This window comes from Streptomyces sp. NPDC017529, assembly GCF_044329785.1.
Classification (GTDB): domain Bacteria; phylum Actinomycetota; class Actinomycetes; order Streptomycetales; family Streptomycetaceae; genus Streptomyces.
This window is the reverse complement of record NZ_JBIRJY010000004.1, coordinates 1-22,952: the sequence shown is the minus strand read 5'-3', so window position 1 is coordinate 22,952 and position 22,952 is coordinate 1. Positions and strand designations below refer to the sequence as shown.

The window sequence follows — 22,952 nt, the reverse complement described above, 5'->3', positions numbered from 1 at the left end:
GCAGGGCCTGATCCTTGCACGACAGGCCAGGTGCCACGCAAGCCCCCTGAGGCTCTCGTTACCGTTGCTCCGTCATGTCCGGTATCGGCAGTGGCCGCTTCTCGATCGCGGCCGCCATCACCTCCGGGAAGAGGTCCGGCGTACAAGCGAACGCGGGGGCTCCCAGGGCGGCCAGGGCCGCCGCGTGGTCCCGGTCGTACGCGGGCGCTCCGTCATCCGACAGCGCGAGCAGCGTCACGAACTGCACGCCGGACGCCTTCATCGCCGCCACTCGTTTGAGCATCTCGTCGCGTATGCCGCCTTCGTAGAGGTCGCTGATCAGGACGACGACGGTGTCGGCGGGCCGGGTGATCCGGGACTGGCAGTACGCGAGCGCGCGGTTGATGTCCGTACCGCCGCCCAGCCGGGTGCCGAACAGCACGTCGACCGGGTCGTCCAGGTCGTCGGTCAGGTCGGCCACCGCGGTGTCGAAGACGACCAGCCGGGTCGCGATGGCGCGCATGGACGCCAGCACGGCGCCGAACACGGAGGCGTAGACGACGGAGGCTGCCATCGACCCCGACTGGTCGATGCACAGCACCACGTCCTTCTTCACCGACCGCGCGGCCCGCCCGTGGCCGATCAGCCGCTCGGGGACGACCGTGCGGTGCTCGGGCAGGTAGTTCTTCAGGTTCGCGCGGATCGTGCGGTCCCAGTCGATGTCCCGGTGCCGGGGCCGGCTGACGCGCGCCGAGCGGTCCAGGGCGCCGGTCAGCGTGGCGCGGGTGCGGGACGACAGGCGTTTCTCCAGTTGTCCGACGACCTTGCGCACCACGGCACGCGCGGTCTCCTTCGTCGTCTCCGGCATGACCTTGTTGAGCGAGAGCAGCGTCCCCACCAGGTGTACGTCCGCCTCCACGGCCTCCAGCATCTCCGGTTCCAGCAGCAGCGCGGACAGGCCGAGCCGTTCGATCGCGTCCCGCTGCATGACCTGGACGACGGAGGTGGGGAAGTACGTACGGATGTCACCCAGCCAGCGGGCCACGCCCGGCGCCGAGGCGCCCAGCCCCGCCGCCCGCGGGCCGGCGGGGCCCGCACCGTCCGGTCTGCTGTTTCCGTAGAGCGCGCCGAGCGCCCCGTCCATGGCGGCGTCACGCCCCCGCAGCTCACAGCCGGTCCCGTCGGCGCCGTCCCCGCCCAGCACCAGCCGCCACCGCCGCAGCCGCTCCTCCGTCCCGTTCATCCGGCCGCCCCCGTACGCTCCGTCGTTCCGGTCTCTTGTGTTCCCAACAGGGTGCGCAGGGTGGGCAGTACGGCCGCTGCCCGGTCGCGGTCCAGGCCGGGGCCGAAGCCCGGGATCGCCGCCGCCTCCTGGCCGCCGAGCGCCCCGGCAGACCCGGCCCCGTCAGTCCCGGCCCCGGCTGCCGGGCCGCGGCGTATCAACTCTCCGAGCATGCGCCGCACTCCTTCGTCGTAGGCGGCGAACGTCCGCCGCAGCAACGGCAGTACGTCCGTGAAGGCATCCGGCGGTACGCGCGTCAGCCAGCCGTCCACCAGGGCGAGCAGCCGTTCGTCATGCACCAGCAGCAACCCCCCGGCGTCACCGCCCGCGAACCCCTCGATCCAGCCCGCCGCTTCGGGTGGCGGGCTCCCTGGCGACAGGGCCAGCCCCATCAGCCGTTCGGCGTCTTCGGCAGCCAGCCGCCCGTCGTCCAGCAGCAGCCGCAACGCCCGCCCCCGTATAAGGCCGGGAACCGCCTCCCGTTCTGCCAGCTTCCGCAGCACCACGGCCCAGCGCTCCCGCAGGCCGCCACCCGTGGCCGGCCCGGCGTCGCTGCCGGCCGCGGGCGTGCAGGCGGCGGCCGTGCCCTCGTCCAGGAGGCCCACCGCGTGGTGGGTCGCGTCCAGGTGGCGGCGCATCTGCTCGGCGCCGTCCGCGTCCAGGCCCGTGCAGGCGGGCGGCAGGCCGACGAAGATCCGCTCGGCCAGCCCGGTGGCCACCTCCCCCAGCGCGGCGGTGCCCGTACCCCGTACGTCGCCGTAGCGCACCGAGCGCACCAGCGCGGGCAGCGCCTGGGCCAGGTGTCCCACGTCCGCGTCGAGCGCGGCCCGGTCCGACAGCACCCGCACGACCACGGGGAGCGCGTCGGGCAGCGCGGCGAGCAGGCAGCGCTCGGCGAGGGCCGTCACGGCGGCGAGGGAGGTCGTCCCGAGGGCGTCGGACCGCGCCTTGGCCGTCGCGGCCGCCTCCACGGTCGTGCCCCAGACACCCGCCTCGGCGGCCCGGACGGACAGCTCGGGCTCCCAGCGCAGCCGCCAGCTCTCCCGGAACGTGCCGGTGCTCGCGCGCGCCCGCACCGGCTCGCCCCACGGCACGCCGAGCAGCCGCAGCCGGTGCAGCAGCCGGCTGCGCCCGGCGTCCGTCTCCTTGCGCAGGTCGAGGTCGAGCTCCCGCTCCGCCGCCTCCGGTTTGAGGCGCAGCGACCGCTGGCTGCGGGCGAGGTCCCGTTGGAGCGGCACGGCGGGGGCACCGTCCGGCACCCGGCCCAGTACGTCGCCGACGACCAGCCGGTCGTGGATCAGCGCGGACGGCGCGTCGGACCCCTCGCCGAGCACCGCGCGGACCGCGTCACCGGCCTCCGCCAGCCCCGCCAGCGGCCGCCCGCGCAGCGTCGCCAGCGCCTCGGCGAGCCGTACGGCCTCGATGACGTGCGCGGACGAGACGGCGTAGTCCTCCTCGCGCAGCAGCCCGGCGACCTTCGTCATCCAGCGCTCGACGGGCCGGTCCGGCGCGCCGAACAGATGGCCGTACCAGCCGGGCGAGGAGATGCCCGCCCCGTACCCGCTGCGGCGCGAGAGCCTGCGGTGGGTCCACGGCACCCAGGTGACCTCGGGCTTCACCTTGGGGAGGCCCTTGAGCAGCTGCCGGTCGGCGGTCACCGTCGTCCGCAGGTCCAGCGCCGGTACGTGCCACGCCCCGCACACCACCGCGACGTTCTCGCCGTACTCCCGGCGCGCTTCCCGCAGCCGCAGCCGCATATGGGCCTCGCGCACCAGGTCACGGTCGTGCCCGCCGTCGCCGTACGCCTCCCGCAGCGCGCCCATCGCCTCGGCCAGCGCCTCGAACGGCGCGAGCGGGTCGGTACCGCCCGCGGTGTCCTGCGGGCGCGCCTCGCCGCTGCCGCCGGCGCGGTGCTCGATCACGTCCTCCCACCAGCGCTCCGGGTCGTCGTACCCGGCGGTCTCGGCCAGCACCGCCACCGGATCGATCCGCGCCTCGACCGCCCGGCCGGTCCCTGTCTCCTCCGTGCCTTCCTCTCCCGGGGCCTCCTCGCCGAGCGCCAGGGAGTGGGCCGCCGGCAGGTCGATGAAGCGCACCGGTACGTCACGGGCCAGCGCCCAGCGGATCGCCACCCACTCCGGGGAGAACTCCGCCAGCGGCCAGAACGCCGCCCGGCCCGGATCGGCCGGCACGTGGGCGAGCAGCGCCACCGGGGGCCGCATCGCCTCGTCGGCGGCGAGGGCCACCAGTGTGTCCGCCTCCGGCGGGCCCTCGACCAGCAGGGCACGGGGCGCGTACCGGTCCAGGACCGTCCGCACCGCCCGTGCCGAACCCGGGCCGTGGTGCCGCACCCCCAGCAGCAGCGGCCGGTCCGCCCGGCGGTTCATGACCCCGCCTCACGGCAGGCGCGGTAGAAGTCCTTCCACCCGTCGCGCTCGCGCACGACCGCTTCCAGGTACTCCTGCCAGACGACCCGGTCCGCCGCCGGGTCACGGATCACGGCGCCGATGATGCCCGGTGCCACGTCCCCCGACCTCAGCACGCCGTCGCCGAAGTGCGTCGCCAGTGCCAGTCCGCTCGTCAGTACGGAGATGGCCTCGGCCGTGGACAGCGTGCCCGAGGGGGATTTCAGCTTGGTCCGCCCGTCGGCGGTGACGCCGTCCCGCAGCTCCCGGAAGACCGTCACGACGCGGCGGATCTCGTCCGTCCCGGCGGGCGCCGGCGGCAGGTCCAGGGAGCGGCCGATCTGCTCGACGCGCCGGGAGACGATGTCCACCTCTTCCTCGGGCGTCGCGGGCAGCGGCAGTACGACCGTGTTGAAGCGGCGGCGCAGCGCGCTGGAGAGTTCGTTGACCCCGCGGTCGCGGTCGTTGGCCGTGGCGATCAGGTTGAAGCCGCGTACGGCCTGGACCTCCTGGCCCAACTCGGGTATCGGCAGCGTCTTTTCCGACAGCACGGTGATGAGCGTGTCCTGCACGTCGGCGGGGATGCGGGTCAGCTCCTCGACGCGCGCGGTCATCCCCTGTGCCATCGCCCGCATGACCGGGCTCGGCACCAGCGCCTCCCTGCTCGGGCCGTGCGCGAGCAACCGCGCGTAGTTCCAGCCGTAGCGGATGGCCTCTTCCGGTGTGCCCGCCGTGCCCTGGACGAGCAGGGTCGAGTCGCCGCTGACCGCCGCCGCCAGGTGCTCGGACACCCACGTCTTGGCCGTGCCGGGCACACCGAGCAGCAGCAGCGCCCGGTCGGTCGCGAGCGTGGTCACCGCGACCTCGACGATGCGGCGCGGGCCCACGTACTTCGGCGTGACGACCGTGCCGTCCGGCAGGGTGCCGCCGAGCAGGTAGGTCGCCACCGCCCACGGCGACAGCCGCCAGCGCTCCGGCCGCGGCCGGTCGTCGGCCGCGGCCAGGGCCTTCAACTCGTCCGCGAACGCGTCCTCGGCGTGCGGGCGCAGCGCCTGCGCCGGTCCGTCGCCGCCGAGCCCTCCGGTGGTGTTCTCGGGCATGGTCCCCCCTCGTCGCAAGGTGTGCGGCCCGCACCCCGCCAACCGCCGGCCGCTTGCGTGAACCACCTTGCACCACACCACTGACAATCACCGGAAAGCCCGCCCTGACCAGCTACTTCGTGCGCGGGCAGGGCGATTGTCAGTGGGGGCTCGTAGCGTTTGGGGCATGAAACAGCAGGGGGAATGCCGGACGTCGGACCGGGTGCTCGCGCTCGCGCCCGACGAATCGTCGCGCAGGGCGGGCGGCGAGCTGGCGGCGCCGGGCTCGTGGCCGGAGAGCGGGATGCGGGGCGACGCGGTGTGGGGGCTGTGTCAGGGGAGCGGCGGCGGGCCGTACCAAACCGTCGTGGACATGGCCGCGCCGGCCTTCAAGTGTTCTTGTCCGAGCCGCAAGTTGCCCTGCAAGCACGCGCTGGGCCTGATGCTTCTGCGGGTGGGCGGCGAAGGCGTCGTGGTCGACGGCGAGCCTCCGGCGTGGGCGGAGGAGTGGCTCGCCGCGCACCGACAGCGCACCCGTAAGGAGAGTGGGAGCGGCGGGAGTTCGGCGCCCGGGGGCGGGCCGGAGGCTGCCCGGCGGCGGGCGGTTCTGCGGGCCCAGCGCATCGGCAGCGGGGCCGCGGAGTTGGAGCAGCGCCTGGAGGACCTGCTGCGCTCCGGGCTGGCCGGTGTCGAGAGGGAGGGGTACGGCGCGTGGGACGAGACGGCGGCCCGCATGGTGGACGCCCAAGCGCCCGGCCTCGCGTCACGCGTACGGGAGTTGGGCCCGGTAGTGGCGTCCGGTTCCGACTGGCCGTCCCGCCTGCTCGCCGACTGCGCGCTGATCCACCTGCTCGACCAGGCGTTCCTGGGTATCGACCGCCTGCCGTCCGCCCTCGCCGCCACGGTCCGCACCCGTGTCGGGCTGACCACCGAAGCGGCCGACGTCCTCGCCGGCCCGGACACCGCGACCGTACGCGACCGCTGGCTGGTGCTCGCCCAACAGGACGCCACCGAAGCCATGCTGACCAGCAGGCGGATATGGCTGCGCGGTGAGCGGACCGGGCGCATGGCGCTGCACCTCTCCTTCGGCGGGCCCGGCCGCGCGCTGGACCTCTCGCTGCCGCGGGGGCTCGTCCTGGATGCCGACCTCGCCTTCTACCCGGGAGCCCGACCGCTGCGCGTCGCCCTGGGCGCGCGGCACGCCGACCCGGTTCCGGGCGGCGCGGTGCCGCCGGGCGGCGGCACCGATGCCGCGCTTGCCGCGTACGGTCACGCACTGCGCGACGATCCGTGGCTCGACGCCTGGCCGGTGGTCCTGAAGGACGTCGTACCGATACCGGGGCGCGACGGCGAACGGTGGCAACTGGCCGACGCGCACGGCGAGTCCGCGCTGCCCGTGGATCCGCGCTGCGCGGGGCGCGCGGGACTGTGGCGCCTGGCCGCCATATCCGGCGGCGAGCCGGTCACGGTCTTCGGCGAGTGCGGCCACCGCGGCTTCGCTCCCCTGACCGCCTGGGACCCGGAGCCGGTCGCCTTGTGACCCCGGCGGGCCGGGTCGCACGCACCACCGCCCGCCCGCCTGTACCGCCAGTCAGTCCGACCGTCCATCCGACCGCCCGCCCGCACGATCACCGTCTGGGGGATGACCATGATCGACACCGACCGCAGCGCCGGAAGGCAGCACGGCGCCGGAAGGCAGCACGGCACCACCGCCGCTGCCGAGCCCTCCTGGGAAGAGCTGGTGAGCGCGGCGCTTCTCGGTACGGAACGCCGTACGCCACCCGTCACCGCCCGCGAGGGCCAGAGCGCCGCCGCCGCGCTGCTGGACGCGGCGGCGGTCAGCACGGTCCGGCGCCGGGCCGCGCTGCGCCCCGCGCCCGCCCGGGAGCGCCCCGTACCGGCGCCGCCCGACCCGCGCCCCCCGCTGCCGCCGGCCGCGCGGCGCAGGCTCGCCCTGCTGCTCGCCGACCGCGACGGCACCGCCGGTGGCCACCGCCGCGGCACGGCCCCCGACCTGACCGAACTGCTGCCGCAGTGGCTCACCGCCGCCGCCCGATACGGCTACCGCGCTCCCGAGGCGCTGCTGCCCGCGCTGCTCGACGCGGCCCGCGCGCGGACCGACCTGCGCCCCGCGGCCCTCGGTTTCGCCGGTCCGCGGGCGCTGTGGCTGGCCCGGTTCAACGGCGAGTGGAAGTTCGCGCTGCGCGGCATCGGGAGTGCGGCCGCGCTGCCCGGCTCGGACGAGCCCGAGGCCGTACGCGCCCTCTGGGAGGAGGGGCTGTTCGCGGAGCGCGTCTCGCTGCTGGCGGCGCTGCGCCGCCGGGACCCGGCGGCGGGCCGCGCTCTCCTCGCCGCCACCTGGGAATCCGAACGCGCCGAGGACCGGCTGATGTTCCTCGACTCGCTGCGGGAGGGCCTGACGGTGGCCGACGAGCCGTTCCTGGAGCAGGCGCTGTCCGACCGCAGCCGCAACGTCCGCGGCACGGCGGCGGAATTGCTCTCGTCCCTGCCCGGTACCGCCCTCGCGGCGCGAATGGCCGCCCGCGCCCGGCCCTGCGTCTCTCTGGTGCGCACCGAGCGCAGCGCCACGGACGCCACGAACACGGGCGCCTCCGGTACGGGCACCTCGGATACGGGCACCTCGGATACGGACGCCTCCGGTAAGGACGCCTCCTGGACGCTCGCCGTCGAGGCGCCGCGTGCGTGCGACGCGGCGATGCAGCGCGACGGGGTGGTCCACCGGCCGCCGACCGGGCGCGGCGAGCGGGCCTGGTGGTTCGGGCAGTTGCTGGAGGCCGCCCCGCTGGGCTGCTGGAGCCGGTGGCTGGGCGGCCGGGAGCCGGCGGCGATCGTCGCCCTGTCGGTGGCCGACGGCTGGCGCACCGAGCTGCACGACGCCTGGTGCCGCGCGGCCGTACGGCAGCGTGACGCCTCCTGGGCGCGCGCCCTGCTCGGCTCCCCCGCCACCGCCACCGCCGCCGCGGGCGGCACCACCGGCGCCGACGGCGCGGCCGGTTCGTCGCGCGACCTGGCGAAGCTGCTGACGGTCCTGCCCGCGGACGAACGTGCCCGCTGGGTCGCGGGGTTCATAGCGGCCCACGGCCTGTCCGACGCGTTCCGGATGCTCGGGGTCTGCGCGGTGCCGTGGTCGGAGCCGCTGGGGCGGGCGGTGGTCGACGCGCTGGACATCGCCCGGGACGCGGGCAGTTACCCGTGGAGTTTCAGCGGGGTGATGGGCCTGGCCGAGCGGTGCCTGGACCCGGGCGCGGCGGACCGGCTCGACATGCTCACCGCGACCCCGGACGAGCCCGCGGACGGTTCGCCCGGCGCGGTCGGCTACTGGTCGGAGGCGTTCCAGCGCCTCGTGGGCACGCTGCGGCTGCGCGCGACGATGCGGGCGGAGCTGGCCCCGTGAGCCGGCCCGCCCGCCTCCCGGGTGCCTCAGGCCGCCAGCTGGCGCACGTTGGCCCGGACCCACTCCACGATCGACGAGGTCGTCGCCCCCGGCGTGAAGATCTCCGCGACTCCCAGCTCCTTGAGGGGCGCGATGTCCGCCTCGGGGATGATCCCGCCGCCGAACACCTTGATGTCCGCCGCGTCCCGTTCCTTGAGCAGCTCGATGACCTTCGCGAACAACGTGTTGTGCGCACCGGACAGGATGGACAGCCCGATCGCGTCGGCGTCCTCCTGGATCGCGGTGTCCACGACCTGTTCCGGGGTCTGGTGCAGCCCGGTGTAGATGACCTCCATGCCGGCGTCGCGCAGCGCCCGCGCGATGACCTTGGCCCCCCGGTCGTGCCCGTCGAGCCCCGGCTTGGCCACCACCACGCGGATCGGACCCTGCACACCCATCACTGCCTCCCAGCCCTGCTCGGCACCGGACGGCACCTGTACGGGACAGGGCCGCCGGCCGACAACCGAATAGCGGCCGCGTCGGCCGCCCCAAGCGTGAACGAACGTTATCGCCAGCATCCCGTACGCGGCCGTTTCGTGACACGGAGGGAGGGGGAAATCACACATTGGGACACGTTCGCTACGCGTTGCGTTCCGCGTCGCTTCAGGTATGCGGGACGGGCGCTCGGGGAGCCGCAGTGAGGTCGCCGAGCCTCCGCGCCGTCAGCCGCACGGCACGGAGGCCCGGCCGTTGAACGCATCCGCCTTCGCATCCGTACGTCCGGGCAGCAGCTCGTTCACTGGCAGCCGCTCGTTCATGTACGTGTACGTCGCCGGAATCGGCTGCCCATGAGGGCATACGGGGGACAGAGTGATCTCCCGCGTGCCATTCGGGAGGTCGGCCATGAAGGCCTTGCCCTTTCTCTGTTGTCTGGCCCGCCCGTCCGTACTGCTGCGCGCGACGGTGGTGGAGCTGGCGTTAATCGTCGGGCACCTTCTGCTGTATCCGACCGGCATCCATCAGGAACAGCCCAGAACCGCCCCCGGCACGGGACACGGACTCGGCACCGACCCCGGCCCCAACCCCGACACCGACACCGACACCGACATCGGCACTGCCCCCGACATCGGCATCGGCACCGCAGGCGGCACCGCCATCGGCACGGTCACCCCGGCAGCAGCCGGACGGACGACGTCGCCGACCACGCAAGGCCGCGGCCACCCGCCAGTCCTGCTGGTGCACGGGCTCAGCGGCAACCGTTCCGTCTTCGTCGCGCTGCGCCGCTCACTGCTGAGGCACGGCTGGCGCCACGTGGAAGCGCTCAACTACTCGCCGCTCACCTGCGACCTCCGCAAGGCCGCCGGACTGCTGGGCGACCACGTCGAGCAGTTCTGCGGGCGGACCGGCCACAGCCGGGTCGACCTGGTGGGGCACAGCCTCGGCGGCCTGGTCGCCCGCTACTACGTCCAGCGTCTCGGCGGCGACCTCCGCGTCCGCACCCTGGTCACCCTCGGTACCCCGCACGGCGGCACCCGGCTCGCCTCCCTGGCATCGGTCCACCCGCTCGTACGGCAGCTGGGTCCGCATTCCGACGTGATCGTGGAGTTGGAGCGCCCCGCCCCGAATTGCCGGACGCATTTCGTCTGCTTCTGGAGCGACTTGGACGAGCTGATGATCCCGTCGAAGACCGCGTGTATCGATCACCAGGATTTGATCACCCGGAGCGTGCGGGTATCCGGGCTCGGGCATCTCACGCTCGCGGTCAACGGCACGGTCGCCGCCGGAATACGGGAGGTGTTGAGCGCCGAGGAGGAAGCGGAGGGCAGCGCGAGCACGTCCTCGGTCGCCTGACCACCGCTTCGTCCGGCTTCTCCGGGTCGCCTCGGGGCGGGCACTTTCCAAGGTCGTACCCGCCCATTCGTCCTTCCGGCCGGACTCCCGGCCGATCTGCCGCGGATCGGCCGGTTGATCTTCCGTTTGATCCCCTGCCGCCCCGGGGCGGCTCGAACGGCCCTCGAACGCGGCGCCAAGAACGCGCATAGTGTCCGCCGAAAGGCGGCCAAATGCCCGTTGTCAAGAAGCCCGAAACCTGCCGAAGATTGTCGCCGTCACGTACCGCCGGGTACAGTCGCCGCTAATTCTCCTGCTGCCGAGGCGAAAGAGAAGTGGTGGTGAACGACCGTCACTCACCGGAGTCCCCTGCTCCGGCCGTCCCCTCCACCGATGCCTCGTATGCGCATTACCCCGCCTACGAGTCCTTCGGGCACCAGGACACCCACGTCGGCCACGCCGGATACGGCGGCGACGACGCGTTCTTCGGCGCCGCCCCCGGCCACCAGGCCCCCGGCGCGCACGACGGCGCGGCGTACGGCGCGACCGCGTACGACACCGCCCCGTACGGCACCGATGCCTACGCCACGGCCGCGTATCCGACCGGCGCGTACGACACCGGCGGCTACGACGCGGGTACCCACCCCGCGGACACCTACGCCACCGGAACGTTCAACTCCGGCGCGCACGCTTCGGGCGCACAGCCGGAGACGGCCTACGACCCGTACTCCCACACGGCGTACGACACCGGCGCCTACGGGGCCGACGGCCCGAGCGGGACCGACGGCCCGAGCGGCGCCAACGGCTACGAGGCCACCGCGGTCTGGGAGGCCGTGGACAGCGACCTGATCGCCGGCATCCCGGCGCAGGCGGGCCCCCCGCAGACCGGTGACTATGCGTACGATCCGGGCGCCACCGACCAGTGGGAAACCATGACTTGGGCCGCCCCGGACCAGTACGGGTACGCGCCCCCGAACGATCAGTACGAGTCCCCGTACGGGGCATTCGAGGCGCCCTCGAACGCTGACGCGGTGGACAACCGTTTCATCGCCGAGGCCCTCACCCAGACCACGCCGGCGATCACCGCCGATTTCGACGGCATCTCCCCCGACGCCGCCGACGCCACCCCCGCAGCCGGCTCCGCCGCGGACGCGGGACCCGGCCCGCGCGCCTCCCGTTCGCGCCGCGCGTCCCAGGGCAGCGGCTCCTCCGGCCGCGGCCGCCGCCGTACGGCCAAGCGCTCCGCGCTGCTGACCGTCGCGGTGCCCTCCGTCGCCGCCATGGGCGTCTGCGCGGTGGCCGCCGCCTCCGTCACCAGCGGCGCCGAGAACGGCGCCAAGGACGCTACGACGACCCAGGCCGCCGGGGATTCCGGAGCCGTACAGCAGGCCGCGGCCAACAACAAGCTGGACACCCAGCTCGCCAGCCTCAGCGCCGGCGCCGACGACTTCGCCGACCGGGCCAGCCGTACGCAGGAGCGCATCGACCTCAAGGCCCGGCAGGCCGCGGAGAAGAAGCGCAAGGCCGACGAAGCGGCGCGCAAGGAGGCCATGCGCCCCAAGTTCGCGCTGCCGGTCGCGCAGCACGGGCTGAGCGCCCTGTACGGGCAGGCGGGCGTCAACTGGATGTCCGTGCACACCGGCATCGACTTCCCGGTCGGCTACGGCACGCCCGTCATGGCCGCCACGGACGGCACCGTCCGCACCCAGCGGAACCCGGCCTACGGGAACATGGCGATCGTGACCGCCCCCGACGGCACCGAGACCTGGTACTGCCACCTGAGCAGCACCAAGATCCGGTCGGGCCAGGTCAAGGCCGGCGACCAGATCGCCTACTCGGGCAGCTCCGGCAACTCCACGGGCCCCCACCTGCACTTCGAGGTGCGGCCCGGCGGCGGCTCGGCGGTCGACCCGCTGCCGTGGCTGCGCAGCCACGGCCTGAACCCGAACTGACCGGCCCAGCAGACGGCCAATCCGTCCGGCGCCCCCAGGGCGCCGGACGGTTTCGGTTCAGCGGCGCTCCGTCAGAGCTTCTCCACCGGCGCGTAACGCAGCAGCAGCCGCTTCGGCTTCTCGCCGCCGAAGTCGATCGTCGCCTCCGCGTTGTCGCCGCTGCCCTTGACCGCGACGACCGAGCCCAGCCCGAAGCTGTCGTGCGTGACGCGGTCGCCGACCGCCAGCGAGACCACCTCGCGGTCCTTGGCGCGCCGGGTCGCGAAGCCGCTCGGCCCGGCCTTCGTACGCGACGAGGACAGCCCCGAGCCGAAGCCGCCGCCACCCGTGCCCGTCAGCGCGCCCATGGAGGCGGAGGGCGTCGCGGGGCCCGTGCGCCGCCAGTCGACGTACTGCTCCGGGATCTCCTCCAGGAAGCGCGACGGCGGGTTGTAGGACGGCTGGCCCCAGGCGCTGCGCATCGTCGAGCGGGTCACGAAGAGCCGCTCGCGGGCGCGCGTGATGCCCACGTACGCCAGGCGCCGCTCCTCCTCCAGCTCCTTGGTCTGGCCGAGCGCGCGCATGTGCGGGAAGACGCCGTCCTCCATGCCCGTCAGGAAGACGGTGGGGAATTCCAGGCCCTTGGCGGTGTGCAGCGTCATGAGCGTGATGACGCCGGAGCCTTCCTCGTCCTCGTCCGGGATCTGGTCGGAGTCGGCGACCAGCGCGACCTGCTCCAGGAAGTCGGCGAGGGTGCCCGGGTTCTCTTCGCCGCGGTCCTGCTCGAATTCCAGGGCGACGGCGGCCAGTTCCTGGAGGTTCTCGATGCGGGTCTCGTCCTGCGGGTCGGTGGATGCCTGGAGCTCGGCCAGATAGCCCGTGCGCTCCAGGACCGCTTCCAGGACGGTGGCGGGGCCCGCGCCGGATTCGACGATGGTGCGCAGCTCTTCCATGAGCGTGTTGAAGCGCTTGACGGCGTTGGCGGAGCGCGCGGCCATGCCGTACGCCTCGTCGACGCGGCGCAGCGCCTGCGGGAAGGTGATCTTCTCGCGGGCGGACAGCGCGTCGATCATGGCTTCGGCGCGGTCGCCGATGCCGCGCTTGGGCACGTTCAGAATGCGGCGCAGCGGGACGGTGTCCTCCGGGTTGGCGAGGACGCGCAGGTACGCGAGGACGTCGCGGACCTCCTTGCGCTCGTAGAAGCGCACGCCGCCGACGACCTTGTAGGGCAGGCCGACGCGGATGAAGATCTCTTCGAAGACGCGGGACTGGGCGTTGGTGCGGTAGAAGACCGCGACGTCGCCCGCCTTGGCGTCGCCCGCGTCGGTCAGCCGGTCGATCTCGTCGGCGACGAACTGCGCCTCGTCGTGCTCGGTGTCGGCGACGTACCCGGTGATGCGGGGGCCTTCGCCGGCGTCCGTCCACAGGTTCTTGGGGCGGCGGTTCTCGTTGCGCTCGATGACGGCGTTGGCGGCGCTGAGGATCGTCTGGGAGGAGCGGTAGTTCTGCTCCAGCATGATCGTCGTGGCGTCCGGGTAGTCCTCCTCGAACTGGAGGATGTTACGGATCGTGGCGCCGCGGAACGCGTAGATCGACTGGTCCGCGTCACCGACCACGCACAGCTCGCCGGCGGTCTCGGCCGGTCCCACCAGCTCCCGCACCAGGGTGTACTGGGCGTGGTTGGTGTCCTGGTACTCGTCCACGAGGACATGCCGGAAGCGGCGGCGGTAGTGGTCGGCGACATCGGGGAACGCCTGGAGCAGGTTGACGGTGGTCATGATGATGTCGTCGAAGTCCAGGGCGTTGGCCTCGCGCAGCCGGGCCTGGTACATCCGGTACGCCTCGGCGACGGACTTCTCAAACCCGTCAGCCGCCTGGTCCGCGAAGGTCTCCTCGTCGATGAGCTCGTTCTTGAGGTTGGAGACCTTGGCGCTGAAGGACTTGGGCGGGAACCGCTTGGGATCGAGGTCCAGGTCGCGGCAGACCAGGGCCATCAGGCGCTTGGAGTCGGCCGCGTCGTAGATCGAGAAGGACGAGGTGAAGCCCAGCTTCTTGGACTCGCGGCGCAGGATGCGCACGCACGCGCTGTGGAAGGTGGAGACCCACATGGCATTCGCCCGGGGGCCCACCAGCTCCTCGACGCGCTCCTTCATCTCGCCCGCGGCCTTGTTGGTGAAGGTGATCGCGAGGATCTCGCCCGGGTGCACACCGCGCGCGCCGAGCAGGTGCGCGATGCGGTGCGTCAGGACGCGGGTCTTGCCGGAGCCGGCGCCGGCGACGATGAGCAGCGGGCCGCCGGTGTGCACCACGGCGGCCTTCTGCTGGTCGTTGAGCCCCTCCAGGAGGGCGGCGGGATCCACTGCGGGGCGGGGGGCGCCGTCGCGGTAGTACGGGTCGCGGCCCGGGCCGACGGCGTGCGGGAGGCCGCCGGGCACGTCGAAGCGCCCGCCGAACAGGTCGGCCGGGATCTCCTCCTGTGCCGGACCGTCCTCGTCCTCGGGAGGCGGCGGGGGCCCCTCACCCGTGGGTTCGAGGTCCGCCAGGAAGCTGTCGTCAAAGAGGCTGCTCATCGCCCACCGAGTCTAGGCCGCCGCACTGACAGCCCGGCCCGTACCGGGAAAACCGGCCGTGTGAGCTAGCACGCCCCCGTACGGGACCGCACCGCAACCACGGCCCCGTACGGACAGAAGTGGCCCAAGACACGTCCCGGACTCGACCAGATAACGAAAAGGTTTCGGGCATATCGAACATCAGCCTTCACAGGAGCCACACGGGTTGGCTACCGTGCTCGCTCGGGCAGCCCGCGTCCCCGCGGTCGACAGCGTCCGCACGGGCCGCCCCCGCCGAGTCCGGCCCTGCCGCGAGGCACCCGGAGCCGGGGACCCACACGTACCACCGAGGTGAATCGGGCCGGTACGGCGACGACGAGAGGCGCCTCGGAGCACCACCCGGGGCACCACCCCAGGACCTCTCCCGCGGCCGTACGGCCCGTAGGGCACCCTTCCGTACGCCCGAACCTGACAGCTAACCCGGTAGGCGGTCCACGGAAGGAGTCGCCGGCCTTGGTGTCACACCGCAAGCCGCGTCCCCGCATACTCGCCTCGCCCGGAAGCCGCCGTACGGCCGCCGGGCTCACCACCGCCGCCCTCGCCTCCGTCACCCTGCTCTCGCAGAGCGCCGAGGCGGCGCCACGGCAGCCCGCACCGACCGTCGAAGAGGTCAAGCAGAAGGTCGACGACCTGTACCGCCAGGCCGAAGTGGCGACACAGAAGTACAACGGCGCCAAGGAGCGGGCCGACCGGCAGCGCGGCACCGTCGACCGGCTGCTGGACGAGTCCGCCCGGCGCACCCAGAAGATGAACGACGCCCGGCGCGAGCTGGGCGTCTACGCCTCGGCCCAGTACCGCACCGGCGGTCTGAGCCCGACCGCGCAGCTGCTCCTCGCGCAGAATCCGCAGCAGTTCGCCGACCGCAGCCACCTCATGGACCGACTGACCGGCAGGCAGCAGCAGGCCGTCGCCGACTACCAGGAGCAGCAGGCCGCGGCCGGGCGGCAGCGCGCCGAGGCGTCCCGGAGCCTGGAGCGGCTCACCGAGACGCAGACGTCCCTGAAGGAGTCCAAGAAGGACGTCCAGGACAAGCTGGCCGAGGCCCGGCAGCTGCTGTCGCGGCTGACCGCCCAGGAGAAGGCGCGGCTGGCGGAGCTGGAGCGCAAGAAGGAGGCCGAGGCCAAGCGCAAGGCCGAGGAGCTGGCGCGCAAGCAGGCCGAGAAGGAGCGCAGGGAACGCGCGGACCGCGAGCGGCACGACGGCCCGGGCCAGGGCACCGGCTCCGGGACACCGGACGGCGGCTCCGGCGGCGGCCGGACCGACGACGGTTCGTACTCCGGCAAGGCCGCCAAGGCCCTCGCGTTCGCGCGCGCCCAGATGGGCAAGCCGTACGTGTGGGGCGCGACCGGCCCGAACTCCTACGACTGCTCCGGCCTGACGCAGGCGGCCTGGAAGGCGGCGGGCGTGTCCCTGCCGCGTACCACCTGGGATCAGGTGAAGGCGGGCGACCGGGTGGCGACCAAGGACCTCAAGCCCGGTGACCTGGTGTTCTTCTACAACGACATCAGCCATGTCGGTATGTACATCGGCGACGGCAAGATGATCCACGCCCCGAAGCCCGGCGCGAGCGTGCGGGTGGAGTCGATCTACTACATGCCGATCTACGGGAGCGTACGGCCCGCGTAACCCGTACACCCCACACGGCCGCGGGGCGTGACTGCCCCGCGGCCGGTCAGGATCTGCCGGAACCGGTCACGTCCACAGCAGCGCGATGAAGATGTTGACCACCGTCAGCAGCCCCACCGCCAGGAAGAAGGGCTTGTCCACCTTCTCCTCGTCGCGCTTCACGTAGACCAGGCCCAGGATCACCACGAGTACGGCGAGCTTGACGCCCAGCTTGACGTTGTCGAGCGAGTGGTCCTGGGCCTGGTTGAGGCCGACCAGGGCGACGCCGGTCACCAGCATCGTCAGCGCGCCGTGCAGCATGGCCGGCGTGAAGCGGGCGGTGCCCGCGCTCATCGGCTTCATCTGGGTCAGGAAGCCGCCGAGCAGCGACGCGATGCCGATGATGTGCAGGCCCACGAAGACCTTGGTTACTACGTCCATAGTGGTGGATCGTAGCCCTCCCATATCACCGCTCCGCACTCAGGTACGCCTCTTCCGGCGCATCGGTCGGAGCCCGTACCCGACACCTCCCGAACGCATCCCGCCGCGGTCATCCGCGCTCACCGGAACACCGAAAGCGGGCAATGCCCGGCAACCGTTCCCCTTTCGGGGTCGCCGAGGTTTAGCGTCCTCAATCAGGCGGCCGACTCCCCACCGCCGCCGGATTCCGCCCCGGCGGTCGTCGGCCGCCCCCGCCGAGAGGAAAGGCGGCGGCCCGCTCCCCCTGTTACGGGCCGCCGCCGGACCCATCCACCCGTACAGCGGCCCGCCGTAAGATCGGCCGCATGAGCCTCCCTATAGACAACCCCCCTATAGACACGGCCGGTTCGCACTCCACTCCCCTCCCCGCCGCCCACCAGGACCTCGTCCGGACCTGGGTGCACGGCTGGACCCGCTGCCGCGGCACCGCGGCCCCCCTCGCCGTCCCCGGCGGCTTCCGCATCGACATCGGCCTCCCGGAGCACGCGGGCCGCTATGTCCTCCCCGTCGCGGACCGCGGTCTCCTGCGGGACCTCGCCGCCTCGATCACCGTCCCCAACCTGTGGATCAAGGTCTGCGCCCCGCGCGCGGAGATCGCGCCGCTCCTGCCCCCGGCCTGGGAGTTCGTCGAGCCCCAGTTCCTGATGTCGGCCGCCCTGCCGGCGTCCGCCGGTCCGGTGGCGCCGCCGCCCGGCTACACGGTCGAGACGGCCGACAAGGACGGCACCGGCATCATCGACTGCCGCGTCCTGGACGCGGCCACCGGCGAGCCGGCCGCGTGGGGCCGGGCCGCGCTCACCCACGCCTCCGCGCCCCCCTCGGCGGTCTACGACAAGATCAACACCGCGCGGGCGCACCGCCGCCGCGGCCTGGGCAGCCTCCTGATGCGCGCCCTCACGGCCCACGCCGTCCGGCTGGGCGCCGTCCACGGCATCCTGGTGGCCAGCCCCGAAGGGCGCCCCCTCTACCGTTCACTGGGCTGGCAGTACCACGCCCCGCTCACGGCCGCCCGCATCCCCTCGCCCCCGAGGCCCTGAAGCGGTCGGGCGCCGCCCGCCGTCAGGGCTTGACCACGCCGCTCAGCCACCGGAAGACCTCGGGGATCTGGTTCTTCCACACGGCCGTGCCGTGGCCGCCCGCGCCCGGCGGGATCAGCTTCACCCTGACCGTCGTCGGCTTCTTGGAGAGCTGCTTGAGGTTGAGCCCGGCCTCGAACCCGTCCCCGGCGGCCCCGGAGATGAAGAGCGCGGTACGTGGCGGCTTGCCCGCCTTGTTGGCGGTCTTCAGGATGTTGACCGGGTTGCTCTCGACGCGCAGCTTGGGGTCCTGGCCCGCGAGCGAGGCAGGCTCGATGGCCGGGTCGTTGAAGCCGGAGAGGCCGACGCCGGCGCGGTAGCGGTCCGGGTGGGCCAGCGCCAGCTTCGTCGCGCAGTGCGCGCCGGCCGAGTAGCCGGCCACCGCCCAGGAGTCCGCCTTGTCCGCGGCCCGGAAGTTGTCGATCACCATCTGGCGTACGTCCACGGACAGCCAGCTGTCGGCGTTGACCTTGCCCGGGAGGTTGACGCAGCCGGTGTCCACGTTGCCCAGGAGCGTGGTCCGCGGCGCGACCAGGATGAACGGCTTGACCTTGCCCTGCTGCATCAGCGGTTTCACCTGCTCGGCGACCTTGAGCGTGCCCAGCCAGGACTTGGCCGAGCCGGGGAAACCGGGCAGCAGCTGGACGACGGGGAACTTCTTGTCCGCGTACGCGGGGTCGTTGTACTGCGGCGGCAGCCACACGTACACCTCGCCGCTCACCCCGGAGATCCGCCCCTTGAACTCGGTCTCCTGGACGCCCTGGCCGACCACCGGGTCCTTCGGCGGCCCGAACTTCGCGAGCTGCTTGGGCGCGTCCTTCGCCTGCAGCCCGCCCATGCCGTCGGGCCCGAGGTCCTTGGCGGCCTCGACGTGGTCGGACGTGCCGAGCAGGTCGTCCCAGTTGTCGTAGAGGCTGTTGGCGTTGTTGACCACGACGAACACCATCGTGACCGCGGCGACCTGCGCGAACAGCAGCATGGCGAAGCGCGACACCGCCCGCACCACCTTCGGGCCGCGCACGCGGCTCCACAGCGCGAACGGCAGCACGACCGCGAGGACCAGCAGCGCGATCACAGTGAGGAAGAAGGGCGTGCCCGTCAGGCTCATCGGGGATCTCGCTTCCAGGACAGGTCAGGCGACGTGGGCGTGGTTCTGGCCCTGCCGTCGGCAGCGAGCCTCTCCGAGGCATTAGATGGTCATACGACACGCCCTGGTTGCGCCTCGCGGGGCCTTCTTTCCGCAGGTTCTTCACCTGGCGCGCAAGGTGTGGTATGGGTCACAGCCCGCGCGCGGCGGCGTCGGCGAGGACGGCCTCAAGCCGGGCCCGGCACTCGGCGGCGAAGGCGGGGAAGGTGTGCCGGTAGTACGAGAGTCCGCTGACGCCCACCGCGATCGCCCAGGCGCGGGCGCGGGCCCAGGTCAGGCCGTCGAGGTCCAGGGTGTCCCGGTAGGCCGGTCGTGCTTGTGGTGGCAGGTCCCAGACCGTGGCGTGCTCGGCGTCGGGAAAACCGACCGAGAGGGCTCCGAAATCGATGACTGCGTGGAGCTTGCCGTCGCGGACCAGGAGGTTGGACGGCTTGAGGTCGCCGTGGAGCCACACGTGCGGTCCGGAGGGCCCGGGGAGGGCGAGCGCGTCTCGCCACAGCCGTCCGAGAGTGTCGATGTCGAGTGCGGAACCCACGACGGCCCGGCAGTCGTCGAGGCATCCGCCGACCCACTCGTCGCACGGTCCCAGGCTGCCTCCTCGGTACCAACCGAGGCCATCTGCGCGAGTCGCGCCCATGAGATCAATGCCATGGAGTTCCCTCACGACCGCCGCCAGGTCGGCTCCGAAAGCGGCCCAGTCCCGGACGGTGTCCTGGCGGACTTCGTCACCGTCGATCCATCGGTAGACCGACCAGGCCACAGGAAAGGTGCCGGTGGGCGTCCCGGCGTGGACGGGCTCGGGGACCGCGCACGCGAGGAGGGGCGCCAGCCGGGGCAGCCACTCCTGCTCCTTGCGCACGGACCGCGCCGCGCCGGCGGTACGCGGAAGCCGTACGAGCAGGTCGTCGCCCAGTCGGTACATGGTGTTGTCCGTGCCGGCGCCCGCGGGCGACAGCCGCAGGTCGGCCAACTCCGGACACTGTGCCTTCAGCAGGGACCGAACCAGCGTCTCGTCGACGGGGATTTCGTTCTCGTGAAGCGTCACGCCGGAAGTGTCACCGCTGGGTGGCGCCAAGGGCCAACGATTTTCCGAGCGTTGCCGGGCGACACCGACCGCTGCCCGGCCAGCGTCAGCCATTGCTCTAAACCTGACATGCGTCACACGAACGTGTGAACGAACCCGTCCCCAAGGCTGATGCCCGGGGGCTGCGCGGCCGGGAACATCGAAGTCGGCGAAAGATCGCTCGAATCCGAACATCCGCCCACCGCCGGCTCCGCGCGAGCCACCGGTCACGACCTCACGGAGACGCACCATGCCCCTGTCCGCCACGAGCCGCCGCCGGACGAGACTGGCCGCGACCGGCACAGCCGTCGTACTCGCCCTGCTCGCACCGGCGACCGCCGCCACCGCCGCGCCCGCCGCCCCCTCCTCCCCGGCCGCGACAGCTGCCGCACACCACACCGGCCTGGACCGCGAGGCCCTGGCCCGGACGCTGGAGAAGCTGCACGACGCGGGCATGCCCGGCGCCTACTCGGCCGTACGGGACGGCGCCGCGTCCTGGCAGGGCGCCTCGGGCGTCGCCGACGTCAAGACCGGCCGCCCCGCGACGCCACAGCTCCAGCACCGGATAGGCAGCGTCACCAAGACCTTCACCGCCATCGCCGTGCTCCAGCAGGTCGGCCAGGGCCGCATCGAACTCGACGCGCCGATCGGCCGCTACCTGCCCGACCTCGTCCCCGGCGAGCGCGGCCGCAAGATCACCGTACGGATGCTGCTCAATCACACCAGCGGCATCGCCGACTACGCCTACGCGCTCTGGAAGAAGCCGGAGGACCTGGAAACCCAGCGCCTCCACCGGTGGGACCCGCGCGAACTGGTCCGCCTGGCCCTGGCGGCGCCCCCGACGGGCAAGCCCGGCGAGGCCCACCACTACGCCAACACCAACTACGTACTGGCCGGGTTGCTGCTCCAGAAGGTCACCGGCCAGGCACCGGAGAAGTACATCTCCGACCACGTCATACGCAAGGCCGAGCTGCGGCACACGTACTTCCCGCGCTCGGCCCGCCTGACCGGACCGCACTCCAAGATGTACGAGGCCCTGTTCGGGCTGTTCGACCCACCGCGCGAGTTCAGCGTCTACGACATGTCCTGGGCGGGCACCGCCGGTTCGCTGGTCTCGACCATGGACGACCTCAACCGCTTTTACCGGTCCCTGCTCACCGGCAAACTGATCGGCCAGGCCGAACTGCGCCAGATGAAGACGACGGTGCCGACCGGCACCCCGGGCATGCGGTACGGCCTCGGCCTGCTGTCGTGGGACTGGCCGTGCGGGCAGTTCTGGGGCCACAACGGAATGGTCCCGGGCTCCGAGACCATGTCCCTGTCCAGCGCGGACGGCAGCCGGCAGTTCTCCCTCGGCACGAACCTGACCCGCTACAACGAACTCGACGCGAACGGCGCGCCGAAGCTGCACCCGATCGACTACGCCAAGGAAGACCTCTACGCCCAGGCCCTGTGCAGCACCACCCCGAAGCGGACACCGGCACTGCCGACGCCTCCGACATCATGAACGTCGCTCCCGGGTCAGCCACAACCCGGTACCGGCACCGATCACCCCGATGCCACTCACCACGCTCAACAGAACGCGCTGCACCCCGTCCCCAACCACCAGGCTGACGAACACGTTGGCCAACAGGCAACCGACAAGCAGCAACCAGAGCAGAGCTTTCATGGGGTTCCTCCGTGGAGCCGGGTCCGGTGAGAGTCATCTCGACTCTCCCGCCCGGCACCCTCGGAAACGAGAGGGCCAGCCCCCCACTTGGAGGTGCACCTGACTGAACCACGCATCCTACACTCTCTTTATAAGGCGCAGATGCCGACATAACAGCCTAGTCACATTTAACGGTTGGCCACTACAAATTATTGCTCTGTAAGTGATCAACTACCTATCGTCCCCCTTTCGCCTCAGTTCGAGGCACTCATCCAGTACGACCAGGGGGACACCATGCTGCGCCCTAGAGCGCGCTCCCTGAGCTTCCGTCACAGACCGGACGAACAAGCTCAAGACCGACACACGCCCAGCGGCCGCGAGAAGTGGAAGCGCGTCACGTCCGCTTCGGGCATCCTGCTCGCGAGCACCATGATCGTCTCGCTGCTCCCGAGCGAACTCGCCACCGCCGCCGCCAAGGACTTCAAGCTCCGCCCCGTGCAGGAGACGTCCTCCGTCACGGGCTCTCCGCTGACGAAGACCGCGCCCACTCCCCTCAGCGACACGGACAAGAACCCGTGGACGCCACCCAAGGTGAATTGGCCCAAGGGCGGGGAGAGCGAGGTCAACCTCGGCAACGACGGCACGGCGTCCGTGAAAACCGCCTCGCTGAGCCGTTCGGGCCAGGCAGTTCCGTACACCGCTGCCGGCAACCTCCCCGTAAAGATCGCTCCGGCTGTCGGCGGCGATTCCGGCGAAGCTTCAACACAAAAGAACGGCCGCATACGCAGGTCCGCTGACCTGAAGGCCGAGGGTACGGAGCACCCCTCCAAGGTCAAGGTGCGGTTGGCCGACCGTGACAGCACCGCACGAGCGGGCATCGACGGCGTCCTGCTCAGCATCAACCGCAGCGACGGCGGGAAGAAGGCCGGCCGCGCCTCGGTGCAGCTCGACTACAACGCTTTCCGTGACGCGTACGGCGCCAACTGGGGCGCACGGCTCCAACTGGTACAGCTGCCCGCATGCGTGCTGACCACACCGGACAAGGACGGCTGCCGCACCGCGACACCCTTGGTGACGCACAACGACCCCAAGAACGGCACCGTGACCGCCGACGTCGCCGTGGCGGAGGACCACCGGTCCCCCGACGAACGGGCCGACGAGGACGCCGGGGGCAAGGCCCCACAGATGCGGACGATGTCCGTCCACGCCTCCGCGGCAACCGTTCTCGCCGCGACGGCCGCACCGTCCGGCGGCGAAGGCGACTTCAAGGCGACACCGCTCTCTCCCTCGGGCTCCTGGAAGGCGGGCGGCAACGCGGGCGCCTTCTCCTGGTCGTACCCGATGGAGGTGCCGTCGGTTCCGGGCGATCTCAAGCCCAAGCTGGGGCTCAGTTACTCCTCGGCGGCCATCGACGGCCGTACCGC

General features: G+C 72.2%; 16 protein-coding genes, 1 pseudogene and 1 riboswitch. Of the genes and pseudogenes, 8 read left to right on the top strand and 9 right to left on the bottom strand.

Translation table 11 applies throughout. The annotated features are described in order from the left end of the window. Positions 1-58: 58 nt before the first annotated feature. The 3 genes from ACH4K4_RS10735 to ACH4K4_RS10725 are packed head-to-tail and all read right to left on the bottom strand — an operon-like array spanning position 59 to position 4,766. Entirely contained in the window at positions 59-1,222 is a 1,164-nt protein-coding gene (locus tag ACH4K4_RS10735; protein WP_398166356.1) for a VWA domain-containing protein, read from the bottom strand. Then, complete coding sequence (locus tag ACH4K4_RS10730) at positions 1,219-3,648, bottom strand: DUF5682 family protein (RefSeq protein ID WP_398166354.1); 2,430 nt, start codon at positions 3,646-3,648, stop codon at positions 1,219-1,221. Before ACH4K4_RS10730 ends, ACH4K4_RS10735 begins: the two co-directional genes overlap by 4 nt. Then, complete coding sequence (locus tag ACH4K4_RS10725) at positions 3,645-4,766, bottom strand: AAA family ATPase (RefSeq protein WP_398166353.1); 1,122 nt, start codon at positions 4,764-4,766, stop codon at positions 3,645-3,647. The genes ACH4K4_RS10730 and ACH4K4_RS10725 overlap by 4 nt, the downstream gene beginning before the upstream one ends. 166 nt (positions 4,767-4,932) lie before the next feature. Here ACH4K4_RS10725 and ACH4K4_RS10720 point away from each other — a divergent pair, with 166 nt between their 5' ends. Together ACH4K4_RS10720 and ACH4K4_RS10715 are read left to right on the top strand one after the other, a co-directional pair. Next, positions 4,933-6,285, top strand: a complete 1,353-nt coding sequence (locus ACH4K4_RS10720; RefSeq protein ID WP_398166352.1) for an SWIM zinc finger family protein — start codon at positions 4,933-4,935, stop codon at positions 6,283-6,285. A 108-nt stretch (positions 6,286-6,393) separates the two neighbouring features. Next, complete coding sequence (locus ACH4K4_RS10715) at positions 6,394-8,160, top strand: DUF5691 domain-containing protein (protein ID WP_398167155.1); 1,767 nt, start codon at positions 6,394-6,396, stop codon at positions 8,158-8,160. Between the two features lie 26 nt (positions 8,161-8,186). On the opposite strand, the gene ACH4K4_RS10710 is transcribed toward ACH4K4_RS10715, so the two are convergent. Then, on the bottom strand, positions 8,187-8,597 hold the full coding sequence (locus tag ACH4K4_RS10710) for a cobalamin B12-binding domain-containing protein (RefSeq protein WP_073759125.1): 411 nt from the start codon (positions 8,595-8,597) through the stop codon (positions 8,187-8,189). A gap of 445 nt (positions 8,598-9,042) precedes the next feature. Between ACH4K4_RS10710 and ACH4K4_RS10705 the strand changes: the two genes are divergently transcribed. Continuing rightward, on the top strand, positions 9,043-9,990 hold the full coding sequence (locus tag ACH4K4_RS10705) for a lipase family alpha/beta hydrolase (RefSeq protein ID WP_398166350.1): 948 nt from the start codon (positions 9,043-9,045) through the stop codon (positions 9,988-9,990). Between the two features lie 320 nt (positions 9,991-10,310). Continuing rightward, positions 10,311-11,921: a peptidoglycan DD-metalloendopeptidase family protein gene (locus ACH4K4_RS10700; RefSeq protein ID WP_398166349.1), complete on the top strand. Its 1,611-nt coding sequence runs from the start codon at positions 10,311-10,313 to the stop codon at positions 11,919-11,921. 71 nt (positions 11,922-11,992) lie between these two features. Here ACH4K4_RS10700 and pcrA read toward each other — a convergent pair whose 3' ends face one another. Beyond that, positions 11,993-14,470 carry a DNA helicase PcrA gene (pcrA, locus tag ACH4K4_RS10695; RefSeq protein ID WP_398166348.1) on the bottom strand — a complete coding sequence of 826 codons (2,478 nt, stop codon included), beginning with the start codon at positions 14,468-14,470 and terminating at the stop codon, positions 11,993-11,995. A 261-nt stretch (positions 14,471-14,731) separates the two neighbouring features. After that, positions 14,732-14,955: riboswitch (cyclic di-AMP (ydaO/yuaA leader) on the top strand. A 7-nt stretch (positions 14,956-14,962) separates the two neighbouring features. Between pcrA and ACH4K4_RS10690 the strand changes: the two genes are divergently transcribed. Further along, positions 14,963-16,135 carry an NlpC/P60 family protein gene (locus tag ACH4K4_RS10690; RefSeq protein WP_398166347.1) on the top strand — a complete coding sequence of 391 codons (1,173 nt, stop codon included), beginning with the start codon at positions 14,963-14,965 and terminating at the stop codon, positions 16,133-16,135. 66 nt (positions 16,136-16,201) lie between these two features. Here the strand turns inward: ACH4K4_RS10690 and ACH4K4_RS10685 are convergent, their stop codons facing one another. Then, positions 16,202-16,555: a hypothetical protein gene (locus ACH4K4_RS10685; RefSeq protein ID WP_398166345.1), complete on the bottom strand. Its 354-nt coding sequence runs from the start codon at positions 16,553-16,555 to the stop codon at positions 16,202-16,204. A gap of 344 nt (positions 16,556-16,899) precedes the next feature. Between ACH4K4_RS10685 and ACH4K4_RS10680 the strand changes: the two genes are divergently transcribed. Further along, positions 16,900-17,631: a GNAT family N-acetyltransferase gene (locus ACH4K4_RS10680; protein WP_398166343.1), complete on the top strand. Its 732-nt coding sequence runs from the start codon at positions 16,900-16,902 to the stop codon at positions 17,629-17,631. A 22-nt stretch (positions 17,632-17,653) separates the two neighbouring features. Here ACH4K4_RS10680 and ACH4K4_RS10675 read toward each other — a convergent pair whose 3' ends face one another. After that, a complete protein-coding gene (locus ACH4K4_RS10675; protein ID WP_398166342.1) occupies positions 17,654-18,778 on the bottom strand; it encodes an alpha/beta hydrolase in 1,125 nt (374 codons plus the stop codon). A gap of 169 nt (positions 18,779-18,947) precedes the next feature. Next, the gene (locus ACH4K4_RS10670; RefSeq protein WP_398166340.1) at positions 18,948-19,862 is read right to left on the bottom strand and encodes an aminoglycoside phosphotransferase family protein; all 915 of its coding nucleotides are present in this window, start codon (positions 19,860-19,862) and stop codon (positions 18,948-18,950) included. A gap of 268 nt (positions 19,863-20,130) precedes the next feature. Here ACH4K4_RS10670 and ACH4K4_RS10665 point away from each other — a divergent pair, with 268 nt between their 5' ends. Continuing rightward, the gene (locus ACH4K4_RS10665; RefSeq protein WP_398166339.1) at positions 20,131-21,387 is read left to right on the top strand and encodes a serine hydrolase domain-containing protein; all 1,257 of its coding nucleotides are present in this window, start codon (positions 20,131-20,133) and stop codon (positions 21,385-21,387) included. Here the strand turns inward: ACH4K4_RS10665 and ACH4K4_RS10660 are convergent. Further along, positions 21,382-21,549, bottom strand: coding sequence for a hypothetical protein (locus tag ACH4K4_RS10660; protein WP_398166337.1), 168 nt, complete (start codon positions 21,547-21,549; stop codon positions 21,382-21,384). The two genes, ACH4K4_RS10665 and ACH4K4_RS10660, sit on opposite strands and share 6 nt — an antisense overlap. A 273-nt stretch (positions 21,550-21,822) precedes the next feature. Here ACH4K4_RS10660 and ACH4K4_RS10655 point away from each other — a divergent pair. Further along, positions 21,823-22,952: pseudogene (locus ACH4K4_RS10655) on the top strand (hypothetical protein); the annotation flags it as partial.